Source organism: Ancylomarina sp. (genome assembly GCF_041555295.1).
Lineage (GTDB): Bacteria > Bacteroidota > Bacteroidia > Bacteroidales > Marinifilaceae > Ancylomarina.
On sequence record NZ_JBFFKR010000091.1, the window covers coordinates 1 to 12,195 of the forward strand.

At 33.2% G+C, this 12,195-nt stretch carries 9 protein-coding genes and 1 tRNA gene; 1 reads left to right on the forward strand and 9 read right to left on the reverse strand.

The features are described 5' to 3' along the window. Nucleotides 1-166: 166 nt before the first annotated feature. The 9 genes from ABY905_RS08420 to ABY905_RS08460 all read right to left on the reverse strand — a co-directional run bounded on the left by ABY905_RS08420 (nucleotide 167) and on the right by ABY905_RS08460 (nucleotide 11,188). A complete protein-coding gene (locus ABY905_RS08420) occupies nucleotides 167-598 on the reverse strand; it encodes a bacteriohemerythrin (protein ID WP_372642497.1) in 432 nt (143 codons plus the stop codon). A 10-nt stretch (nucleotides 599-608) separates the two neighbouring features. Next, on the reverse strand, nucleotides 609-2,033 hold the full coding sequence (locus tag ABY905_RS08425) for a glycosyltransferase (RefSeq protein WP_372642499.1): 1,425 nt from the start codon (nucleotides 2,031-2,033) through the stop codon (nucleotides 609-611). A gap of 11 nt (nucleotides 2,034-2,044) precedes the next feature. After that, nucleotides 2,045-3,283: a hypothetical protein gene (locus ABY905_RS08430; RefSeq protein WP_372642501.1), complete on the reverse strand. Its 1,239-nt coding sequence runs from the start codon at nucleotides 3,281-3,283 to the stop codon at nucleotides 2,045-2,047. A 1-nt stretch (nucleotide 3,284) separates the two neighbouring features. Continuing rightward, nucleotides 3,285-4,514: a YaiO family outer membrane beta-barrel protein gene (locus ABY905_RS08435; protein WP_372642503.1), complete on the reverse strand. Its 1,230-nt coding sequence runs from the start codon at nucleotides 4,512-4,514 to the stop codon at nucleotides 3,285-3,287. 1 nt (nucleotide 4,515) lies between these two features. Continuing rightward, nucleotides 4,516-4,917, reverse strand: coding sequence for a hypothetical protein (locus tag ABY905_RS08440; RefSeq protein ID WP_372642505.1), 402 nt, complete (start codon nucleotides 4,915-4,917; stop codon nucleotides 4,516-4,518). 169 nt (nucleotides 4,918-5,086) lie between these two features. Further along, nucleotides 5,087-7,666 carry a T9SS type A sorting domain-containing protein gene (locus ABY905_RS08445; protein WP_372642507.1) on the reverse strand — a complete coding sequence of 860 codons (2,580 nt, stop codon included), beginning with the start codon at nucleotides 7,664-7,666 and terminating at the stop codon, nucleotides 5,087-5,089. A gap of 697 nt (nucleotides 7,667-8,363) precedes the next feature. Beyond that, the gene (locus ABY905_RS08450; RefSeq protein ID WP_372642509.1) at nucleotides 8,364-9,557 is read right to left on the reverse strand and encodes a site-specific integrase; all 1,194 of its coding nucleotides are present in this window, start codon (nucleotides 9,555-9,557) and stop codon (nucleotides 8,364-8,366) included. A gap of 140 nt (nucleotides 9,558-9,697) precedes the next feature. Then, nucleotides 9,698-9,771: transfer RNA gene (locus ABY905_RS08455), tRNA-Pro, on the reverse strand. A gap of 223 nt (nucleotides 9,772-9,994) precedes the next feature. After that, nucleotides 9,995-11,188 (reverse strand): pyridoxal phosphate-dependent aminotransferase, encoded by a 1,194-nt coding sequence (locus tag ABY905_RS08460; protein WP_372642511.1) that lies wholly within the window; start codon nucleotides 11,186-11,188, stop codon nucleotides 9,995-9,997. Between the two features lie 343 nt (nucleotides 11,189-11,531). Between ABY905_RS08460 and ABY905_RS08465 the strand changes: the two genes are divergently transcribed. Continuing rightward, complete coding sequence (locus ABY905_RS08465) at nucleotides 11,532-12,044, forward strand: hypothetical protein (protein ID WP_372642513.1); 513 nt, start codon at nucleotides 11,532-11,534, stop codon at nucleotides 12,042-12,044. The last annotated feature ends 151 nt before the right edge of the window (nucleotides 12,045-12,195 follow it).

The following is a 12,195-nucleotide window of genomic DNA, read 5'->3' on the forward strand; positions in this document are numbered from 1 at the left end:
AAAAATGGCTACAAGATCAGCATTTGATTAAAAAACAAAAAAAGGCTGCTTAGGATTAATGAATTTAAACAGTCAAAATCAATCACTAAAAGGAAGATTAAAAAATAGAATAAAACTCTAGGATATCAGGGGTCAAAACACTACCTATAAGCAAATTTTATTTAAGTTATTGCGAAATGATGTTGTTCAAAAAATCTTTATGTTCTAGATATTCTATAGCAGGGTCCTGATACTTTTTATCTGATTGAATTATATGGCTTAAAAACCATGTTTTCATAAAAACAGTCGTCTTTTCAAATAGTAGAGGATTTTTGTAGTTTAATTCTTGTTTTAAATTGTCTACTTTTTGAATAAAGAATTTGTGTTGGGCAATATGATTCTTAATATCCTTATAGTCAAACTCTCGCAACATTTCTTCTTCGTATTTAAAATGGTCTTTTAAATAATCTTCAAGTTTTTCTATTACGCAAGCTAACTGTATTTGATCTTGCATGTCAACCTGCTTAATTTCTTTATCCCAGATTTCAAAAAAAACTTTATGTTGTTGGTCAATTTGGTCAATATTTAATAAATATTTATCTGTCCAGTTGTTCTCCATAATAAAATAACTATTTAGTATTATCAAAGGCAGTCCTTGTCATTTTACCCCAACCTTTTTTATTGCCTTTAATAAAAAAGGTATAATTGCCTACAAGCGAAAAATAAACATTTAAAGGGTGATAAATAACAATTTCAGCTAAAGAAATTAAGATTATCGAAAACAAAAATTTATATCCTTTATACCTGTTAAAAAAGAGCGTTTCGTAGAATACAGCAAAAGCAGAGAAAAATAAGGAAAACGAGAATATAAAAACAGTAAGGATTAAAAAAATCTCTACATTAATTCTTGCAAAAATGAGAATTAATACAAAATAGATTAATCCAATTGTTTCAATAATAGGAGCAAGCCATTCGAAAAGGACCCAATAGGGAAAACTAATCAGACCCATCTTACCGTATTTCGGATTAAAAAACATGTTTTTATGCTTTAAAACCGTGTCTATCGAGCCTCTTGTCCATCGATTGCGTTGATTTTTAAGAATGTTAAAGTTTGAAGGAACTTCTGTCCAGCAAAGTGGATCGGGTATAAAGGCAACCTTGTATTTTTGTTTTAATACGGTGTGCATATATTTCCTTAAGCGCACAACAAGTTCAAAATCTTCTCCAACACATGTTTTATCGTAGCCGCCAACTTTTAAAGTAAGTTTACGATCGAATAAACCGAATGCACCCGAAATGATTAATAAGCCGTTTATCCGACTCCATGCCATTCTGCCAAGCGTAAAGGCTCTAAAATATTCGAGTACCTGGAATTTTGCCCATATATTCTTAGGATAATTTACTTCTACAACCCTGCCATCAGTAATTTTACACGAATTAGCAACCCTAACGACACCTCCTGCTGCTATTACTTTTGTACTACCACCTTTTTCTATAAAAGGTTTTACCATTCGTAAAATAGCGTCATGCTCAATAATGCAATCAACATCAATAGCCAAAAATAATTCGGAACGCGACATATTAATTCCAACATTTAAAGCATCGGCCTTTCCTCCATTTTCTTTATCGACAAAGATTAAATTAGAATAAGCAACCTCTGTTGATTTGTATATCCCTCGTACCTCAGCGGTATTTATTGTATTACTAAAAGCATAATCGACTTTAACCAAACTATAATAATCAATAACTTTTTGCAGGCTATTGTCTGTACTACCATCGTTAACAACTATAAGTTCGACTTTAGGGTATTCAAGAGATAACAAGCTTCTTATGTTATCAATAATTGAAGCTTCTTCGTTGTACGCTGGTGCAATAATCGAGATGGATGGTAAAACTTTAAATTCCTTGATGGTATCAAAGCGAAAATATTTTGTCTTTCTAATATAAAATGATAAATCTAAAGTTGATAAAACAGCGATAAATATATAGCTTAAAAATAATAGCGAACTATATACAAAAAAGAAGGAATTAAATATAGTGTACAATGAATTCATATCTATTAAAATTATTTATGTGTATACATACAAGCCGTTTCTTCATAGGCCATTCTAATTTCATCATTTTCAGAGTTTACAAAATTTTCAAGTAAATCAAAATCATTCTGAAAAATTATCTTCATTGCCTCAATTTTCACAATAAGAGTTTGATGCTCCATAATACTTGCAAGAAAGTTGAAAAACCTTTTACTCATAACATGATGCGATTTTTCAAGTATATTCAATTTAATATCATCCTGTTCATTTTCGAATCGGTCTATTATAAGATCTACACAATCATCATCAGGAACAAGTGTTAGTAGAGCATCCCAAGCTAAGTTGTTAATTAAATTATCGGAACTTCCAATATGCTCCAGTATAAGAACTAAATTCCTCTTGTTCTTTCTATATCTATATTTGGCAAGCATAAGGCCTATAACTATTTTTTGTTCATTAGCTGAAGAAAGCAATGCCCTATAGTTAATATCCATTTTTTTGTTTTTTATTACTTCATTAACAATAATGTTAATATCTAGTATTGATAGTTTATGCTTTTCGCCAATAAAATTCAAAAGATGCTCATCTTTTTCCATTAACCTTATAAGGGCAGCATATGCCTCTGTTCTAAGAGCAAAGTTTTTACTTTTACCACATATAATTATTTGTTCATCGCAGGTATGAATTTGCAAATAAGAAAGCATTCTCATTGCTAATATTCTATCATCAAAATTATTATTGAAAATTAAGGATTCAAGCTTTCTTAGTATGTTTAAATCATTTATTAAAAGTTTAAAGTCTACACTTAAATCTTTTGTAAGGTTTTCCTGAATTCTAAGATAAGACTCAAATAAAGCCAGTATTTGTTTTCTTGTTTTTATAAAAGGCTTAATCTTAAGAAGAAAGTTTTTCCGATGATTTTCATCTTTATACAAATCTATTATAAAATAAGATGTAAGAACATAAGCGAAAAATCGATAATACCTATCTCTAATATTTAAACTTTGACTTCTTTTTATATTAAAATAATGACTTAAGCTGATAAATATGAATGCACTTATAAGTGAAAATACGATGAAATATAAAACAAGATATAGCCAAAAAGGCATGTTTTCAACATACTCATATAATGGATTAGTAAAGTTAATACTTAAGATCCTTGATTCTGAATGGTAAAATACATAAATACAAACAGCAATAGCAGTGATTATGCTTAACAAAATCAGCTTTTTTACTAAAATTCTTATATGTTTATAAATTAAATACTTCATATTAAAATTTACGCTTTAATAATATTTCAAATCTTAACCTGTTTCTGAATCTTTTGGTTACATATTCCTCATAAGAATATGATGCAGATAATTTTATTTCGCCATATTTGAAAACGGCCGTATTCTTTTCAATCTTTACGCGATAATTTGTTAGTGTAAAAACCTCAGGTGATCCCACTATCAAGTATTTTTCGTCAGGTGAGTTACCATAAGTTAATTCCAGTCCCCAATAATTTGTTGGATTCACGCCATGGTATCTGGTATTAAAAACTGTAGTTAATGAATTTTTTGTTTCATTAAATGCATAAAAGGGTCTAAACGAAAACCAAAAATTATTATGATACTTGCTTAAATGCCCGGTAAGCATAACTGTATTTGAATTCTTTGAATAAAAATAACGTCCACCCAAACTCGATTCAAATGATTTCAGAAAGGGAATATAATACTCAATTCCTGCTTTGTTGAGTGGAAATAATTCTTTATTGATGCCCAATCCATAATTTGAGTATAAATAATGTCCATTTTTAAATGAATAATAATAATCTACTTCAATCTGGAAATCGTTTTTATCAAATCTATTGGTAAAATTTAATCGTGGAATTATTGTATGTCGATTTATCTTAAAGGCGTAATCAATGTAAGATAAATGTTGTGGTTTGATATTGTTTTTATCAAGAAAATCAATCGAATAGTAAATGCTTATAGCTCTATTTTTATGACGCATCAGTATTTCATTATAAAGTGCTTTTAGGTCAATAGAATCTAAGTATATCTTATGATTTTCAATTAAATTAATACCTTCACTATATTCAGCTAAAGCCTTATAAGCAATTGCCTTTTTTAAAACAAGATTGTAGTTGTTTGGGTAATTATTTTGTTTTGCAAGCTCTGTTATTTCAATTAGCTTCTGGTGATTTTTAGACCAAAGTAAAACATTTAACCAAGTGTCGTATAGTTCTTTATTAGATTGATTTAGCAAATATGCTTTTTCAATGTGAACTAATGCTGCATCATAATCCCCTTTCCAAGCATTCACATTAGCACTAAAGACCATTACATCGTATCGGTCTGGAAACATTTCTAAAACAACTGCAGCATCATTAAGCGCTTTGTCGTATTTACCTGCTTGTGCATTTATAATTGCCGAATTAAATATCGAATCAGTATTAACTTGTCCGGTTAATTGAAGTGCTGATATTATAAAAATAATATTTACTATTATTTTTTTCATATTAAGTTTGGTTAGTTAGATTCGTTGAAGAAGGGAACAATGATTTCTCAATAACTTTACCCACTTCATCAGGATTATATGGTTTATAAAAAAAATAGTTTGCGCCGGATAAAATAGCATTCCTTTCGCCATCATATTCTTCAACTCCAAAATATATAAAAGGGCAAACAATTTTCTGTTTAAGTCGCAAAAACGAAATGAGTTCAAAGCTTGATGCGCCAATAATTGGGTCATCAATAATCATTAAATTAATAGCATCGTTATCAGTTATGGTTTTAGCTTCAGAAAACAAACTATAAACAATGATTTTGTGTTTTTTATTAGATTTATCTAAAATACGCTTTATAATCTCGACAAAAACGAGATCCATTGAGTATACTATTATTTTGAACGTTTCATTCATTCGTATTACTTTAAATTCTGGTAATAATTATCCAATATTTTATTAGGTAAGGTCTATAATATTTCCAAAAAAAAATGTCTTTGTTCGTTTGCACTTGACTATTATGGTAAGCATTGATGCAAAAAAACCTCGTTCGCTTAAACGAGGTTTTTTGTGAATTTCATTTTGCTCAATTGATGATTATTTTTTTACTAATTAGATTTTTGCTTGTTTGGATATTAAGCAAGTAAACTCCTTTCGGAAAAGAATGAACATCAATAACATGCTGTAAGTTAGTTATTTGTTTCTGGTAGATTATCGAACCTTTTAGATTGATCATTCGTATTTGTGTCCGCTTATTATCAGGTAAATTTATTCGTAAAAATTTACTTGCTGGATTGGGATAAATAGTAACAACTAAGTCTTCTTCCATAAAATCATCAATACCGGTAATTTGTGCAACATTAATTGTCACTTTTGTCTTAATTGAGTGTCCACGATCATCGAAAGCACGATAGGTGAAAAAATCTACACCACTGAAACCCGTATCTGGAATATATTCAAACGATCCATCATCCGAAAGGAAAACAAAGCCATTTTCGCAGAATTCCGATAACTCTGAATAGAATGTATTACCATCAAAATCAAAATCATTAGATAAGAGTCCATTTTCAGCATCAACGACAAGATTTTCTCCTTGATTTGTAGAATAGCTATCAGTATATGCTATTGGTTCGTTATTAAATTCAACCAAACCGTCTTTTACAACATAGTAAGATTTCTTTTTTACTTCGACATAATTAGTTGGCATTCCCCAACTCCAAATAAATCGATTACTTCCTTCTTGTAGAACATCATTATGAAGAATACTCAAAGCGATACCATCGGAAAGGGCTTCCTCAGTTTCAGGAGTGGCTCGATCATCATTCATTACTTTTGCATTAGCTGGGTCAGTAACCTGTAATAATGACCATGGAAGATGAATATCAATGGAATTATTTGAAATAACGACAGCATCCAAACTTGAATGAGGTAATTCTGTTCTTCGGGTTTTTAAATTTCCTACATATTGTATTTCATGATTTTGGTCATTATTCTTCCAACGAACAAGGTTCCATGGGGCTCCATCAGTTGCAATAGAATGATAAAGCTGTTCGGCTTCTGAAACACCATGCCATAAACCAAATAAATCATAAGCCTGTGTTACAAATAATTCTGCTGAATAGTTGGTGATACGCAAGGCAAATTCCGCTCTGTTGGTAATCGCAGTTCCCGAAGGCAGTAGCGATTCGCCCAAACTAGAATCGTAGGTGTCAATTGCCACCCAAATGGTATCAATGTTCGAAAGCTCTTTTTCAAGCATCAAGCGAATGTTAAAAAAGTCATAGTCTGCAGCTGCAAAAACTTTTTTGATGGGTTTATCACTACCAAAATCTTCTAACTCAGTGTAAATGGTTTCTGATGGTCGGAATGCGATTAAACCAAAGTTCTGTTCAGCAGCGGTAATATTGTGCCAAAGTATTCTTGCTTCAGGATTGAAATCAAAAGGATCCGTAAGCCAGGTTCGTTTGAACCACTCATCTATCCAAGAAAATTGTATTCCTCCTGCACAGCCAGCTTCCTCAATATTATCAAGTAATCGTAGGAATTCGAGTCCTTGTTCAATTTCGGAAGAACCACCATGGTTCATTCCATTGGATGAATAATGAGCAATCCCCCAACTTGAAGGAGTACCAACTTCGGCAATAAGAACCGGGATATCTTTGTAATAATTCTTAAGATCGCTGATATAGCCCAGATAACTGTTCTCACCTAGCGGATCGTAGTATTGTTTATAATTTGGATCTTCGCTTATAAAATCGGGATAATATGGGTAAGCATGAAAGCTGGCAAAATATCCAGCTGGTGCTCCATCAAAGTTTAAATTGGATAAATCTAGAGTTTCTTTGTCTTCATCAGTTCCAGTTTCCGTTGGATGTGATAAGGGATCCAAAGTAGGCCAACTGGAAATACTAACAGGACGCTCAGTATTATAGGCGTTACGTTCATAAATAACTAAATTGTCTAAATGCGTTGTAGCCCAAACTTCGGATGGCGAACCACTTGCTAACTTAAATACAGTGCCAGAAAAGGAAGTCTGGTCGGCATGTTGATTATTTGTTTCTTCAATTTCAGAAGGATGAATTTCTCTTCCAATAATATAAGACATTACCCAAGGTGATACATCAACAGTATAGGATCCATAGGCCTTTCCAAAACGGTGTTCTATATTATTGTTTCCATGAACACAGTCAATCATGTCTTTCATTTCCTGATTGAATATATCATTTAACTGATGTAAATCTTGGGTGTAGCCACTTAGCTCTTCCTCTAGCCAGACACCATGCATGATATACATCGGACTTGCAGGATTTGCATCGTTGAATTCATTTAAAGCTTCGTAAAAGTAAGGGTAGTGAAGAGTGTAGACTCTAATGCAGTTAAAGCCAACATTGTGGATGTCTTCTATCCATCTGGTATATTGATCCTTACTAGCGGCTAATTCGCCAGGGAATGTTCCAGGAATTGAAACGCCAAGATTTATCCCTTTAATAAAAAATGGGACATAATTCTCTCCATTCCAAACGGTGAAGTTTTGTTTGTTCGTTGAGAATGGAACCTGAAGTTTATTGGCATCGGTATCATCAGCGATTGCCGATAAAGACAGGGATAAGACACTGAATAAAAAAATGCAAGTGGGTAGTTTAAAAAGAGTGTAGATTTTTATCATATGTTATTTTAAGACTAAACATACAAATAAATCTGCACTTAGGTAGTGTTTAAATGTGCTTTTTTTAATATAAGGTTAGCTTATTAGAGAAGGCAAAACGGCAACAAAAGCCGCAATTCTTTATGAATTGAGGCTTTGAGAATTTACTCTGAGGTCTCTGGCGCATTCAAGTTTAATCCTCGTAAGTTTTTCTTTCGAGGATTCATTTTTCAGCTTAAAAAGGTTTGATAAGATCAATTAATTGATCGAGATAGAAGCAGGATAAGTGATTGGGGTATGATCTAATCAGATCGGGATAAAAACTAGATAAGACCTAGATAAACACCCCTTAAATCCCCTTTATAACAGCTCTATTTGTAGGCTTTATTCTCTGTAAGGGCTTATTTTCCTAGAGAAATTGGAATTTCGACCAAATTGATTTGTTTTTGCTTACTAAAAGATGGTTTAAGTAGGATAAACGAACGGGATAGAAACGGGATAAGTGATCGGGATAAACACCCCTTAAGACTCCTTTATCAAAACTCTATAACTAGGTTCTATTCTCTGTATTGACTTACTCCCCTTGTGAGATCGATATTTTCATTAAATATTAGTTCATTTCTCATTGAATTTGCGGCCTAATTGCAGCCCAATGCAAATTAAGAATGCCGCAACTCGTTAAGAGTCACGGCATTTCAAAGAAAATCAATTAATTATACTAGCTAATTGATTTTGTTATGTCAAGAACTTTCCTGTTTAAATCATCCACTAACTCATTATCGAAATCAAAGTAAGTATCGGTTACGGTAATTTTGCCATGGCCTAAAGCTTGAGCAATAACCGCTTTACTTGCTCCAATTGGTTTTTTAGCAGCTATGCCTGCCCATGAGTGGCGGGCATGGTACATAACCAACTCAGGAACCTTAATAGATTCGTGTTTACCAATCTCCTTAAGGTGCTTGTTCATCTGCTTTGTGAGATTCTTAAAGTTTGAATATCGCTCCTGGTAAATAAGCAACTTTTCATCTCCCTTTCTTCGCTCAATTATCTCAAGTGCTTCAGGTTCCAGTTTTATGGAGTAGTGTTTTGTGGTTTTTTTTCTATCGTATTCAATTCGTCCATCTTCAATTTTGGTCACTTCATAGATATCGGCATTGTTCATACCAATAAGGTAAAACGAAAGCATAAAGAAATCACGTGCAAGAGCCTGGTGTTCGAGATCTGTTTTAAAATCTCTAATTTCTCGAATGGTTTCTATAGGAAGTCTTAAGTTTCTGGGAGTCGCTTTTGCAAATTCAAATTTCCTGAAAGGGTAGCTTTCTTGTCCAACCAATTCATCCACATCAATAGCACGGTTGAAGAGTGCACGAATATTTCTTAAATCGATGTTTGTTGTTCCAGCACTACTTTTCGACAATCTGTATTCTTTGTATCTGCTCAGCCAGGCTTTTGTAATATCATCAAAGAACAATAAGTCGTTACCCATGTATTCGCGCAATCTTATAAGAGTTGCATAGTAAGTATCTCTGGTGCTTGTATTATTTATGATTTTAGTATAATCTTCTAAGTAATCAAGAAAGTTGATGGATGACTGATGCTGTTTGCCGCCATTTTTGATATAATCGGCTATTTGCTTGGCATTCATAACGTCGAGCCTTCTACGGTCTTCTAATTGCCCAATACACTCATCAGCTTCGTTCAGCAACATAGCTAATTTGTTGTTAGCCATTCTCACATTTTCGATAGTTGAACAGCCTCTTTTTATCCTTCCATTATCCCAAAATCTCTCTTCTATAGAGAAATTTGCATTGATATAGGCCATTTTTGATTTGTGCCGTATAAACAGCTTTATTGGGAAAGTCCCGTCTTTCTTGGCTTTTCGGGTGTCTAGCTTGATGTTTATTGCTGCCATGTTTTTGCACGTTTTTTGCACGTTTATATCGTTTTAAAGCTACAAAAAGCGAATAAAAGCGCAAAATTTAAGTGAATCAAAGACGCAAAAAAGGCGGCGAGCGCTAGGTTAACCGCCTTTTAGTCAATTGTTTAAATCCGTCGGGATGACAAGATTTGAACTTGCGACCCCTGGTCCCCCAGACCAGTACGCTACCGGACTGCGCCACATCCCGAATTCTATATACAAATATAGTTGCAGGATTAGAGTTCACAAAATAAATTGGAAGAGAATATCTATTCCTATTGAATTATTTTCTCATTTTATTGATTCATCTCTACTTTTTGGATAAAAAAAAAGCTGACCCTTGTGCGGTCAGCTTCATTTGTATCATATGTCTAGTCCTGGAATAAGTCGTTTTTCCATCAACCTATTTTAGGACGACTCAATATTTTAGCTTAGTTCAATTTATCAATGGCAGTTTTAATTCTGGAAATCGCTTCAGCCATAATCACTTCACTAGTCGCATATGAGAGTCTTAAGCAATCAGGGGCACCAAAGGCTTCACCTGTAACTGTAGCTACCTTAGCTTCATCGAGAAGATAAAGACTTAAATCTGTAGGGTTATTTATGATTGTGCCATTACAGCTTTTACCAAATAGTTTGGATACATCAGGGAAAAAGTAGAAGGCGCCATCTGGTTTATTAATTTCGAAACTAGGAATCTTAGTCAGTAATTCAAAAGCAACTTCTCTTCTTTGCTTGAAAGCTTTTTTCATCTCTAGTGTACACGACTGATCACCATTGAAAGCTTCAACGGATGCCATTTGAGCGATTGTTGAGGCTCCGGAAGTCATCTGGCCTTGCAGTTTGGTGCAGGCTTGTGCAATCCAAATAGGAGCAGCTATATAGCCAATACGCCATCCCGTCATGGCATAACCTTTTGAAACACCATTGATAATCACCACACGATCTTTTAATTGATCAAATTGTGCAATACTTTCATGACCATCTATATAGTTAATGTGCTCATATATTTCGTCTGATATAATCACGATATCAGGGTATTTCTCGAAAACTTGGGCTAAAGCTTTTAGTTCTTTTTTCGAATAGATGCTTCCGGTTGGGTTGCAGGGTGAACTAAATAGGAAGGCTTTGGTTTTAGGTGTAATGGCAGTCTCCAATTGCTCCGGTGTAATCTTAAAGTTTTGATCTATTCCAGCAGGAATATAAACATTTTTACCATGAGCCAATTTTACGATCTCAACATAACTAACCCAATACGGACTTGGAATAATAACTTCATCACCTGGATCAACAACAGACATCATGACGTTAAGAATGGATTGCTTTGCCCCATTTGAAACGACAACTTGTTCTGGTGTAAATTCCAGATTATTGTCTCTTTTGAGTTTGGTGCAAATGGCTTCTCGTAATTCTAAGAATCCAGGAATGGGTGAGTAATAGGAATAGTTGTTAATAATAGCATTATGTGCAGCCTCCTTAATATGACTTGGGGTTTTAAAATCGGGTTCGCCTACACTTAAATTAATCACATCAATTCCTTGAGCTTTCATATCTCTACTTTTTTGAGACATGGCAAGCGTTGGAGACAGCTCCATTGAAGTGATACGATTTGAAACCTTCAACATTATGGTTTATTTTTAGGGTTTTATAAAATAGCTTGATACTTTTGTAGTGGCCAAATTTTCATTTGTCATACAAATGTAATGTTTTTAAACACATTTCATATGTTTCGGGACATATCTAGAGGCTTTGTTTTAGCAGATAATACTTTGAAGTTTTAATTTAAATTGGAGTTTAATTGTTATTAATTTTATTGATCTAAAGTTGTTTAGATCTGAAATGTTAATTAAAACTATGAAACGCATTTGCGTTATTCTTATTTAGTATGAATTATTATTTCGAATGAATCGTTTCAAATTTGAAGTGTAAATTAAGCGATATCATTTACTCAACACCTATATAAATACGATGCTTGAACTATTAAAATACACATTACCTGCCTTGGTTGTTTTTGCAACTGCTTATTTCCTTATAAAAGCAATGTTAGTTAAGGAGGAAAAGAAAATGAAACTGGATGTTTTTCTAAATAATCAGAAAGCTATTACGCCAATTCGTTTGCAGGCCTACGAACGTCTTATTATTTTATTGGAGAGAATCCATCCTGAATCTTTAGTGATTCGTGAAAATAAGCCTGACATGACGAATCAGCAACTTCATCAGGTTTTATTGACGATGATCAGAGGTGAATTTGAACACAATCTTTCACAACAATTGTATGTAACACCCCAGGCTTGGATGTTGATTAAGGCGGCCAAAGAAAGTTTGGTGCAGTTAGTAAATTCTGAAGCTTTGCAATTGGTGCCTTCTGATAGCTCGATCAACTTAAGTAAGGCTATCATTGAAGCCCATATGCAAGATAAGAAATCTGCTCATGCTGAAGCTATTGGTTTTTTAAAGGCAGAAGTTCAGAGTTTATTTTAGATTTGAAACCGTAGTTTTTGACTTTAATATTTATCTATGTCAGTCTACTCGGAATAAAATGATTACTTTTGCGCAAATTTCTACAAACAAAAAGAGAGTATGAGTTCATTTAACGACATCAAATTAAGTAAGCAAATCTTAAACGCACTTG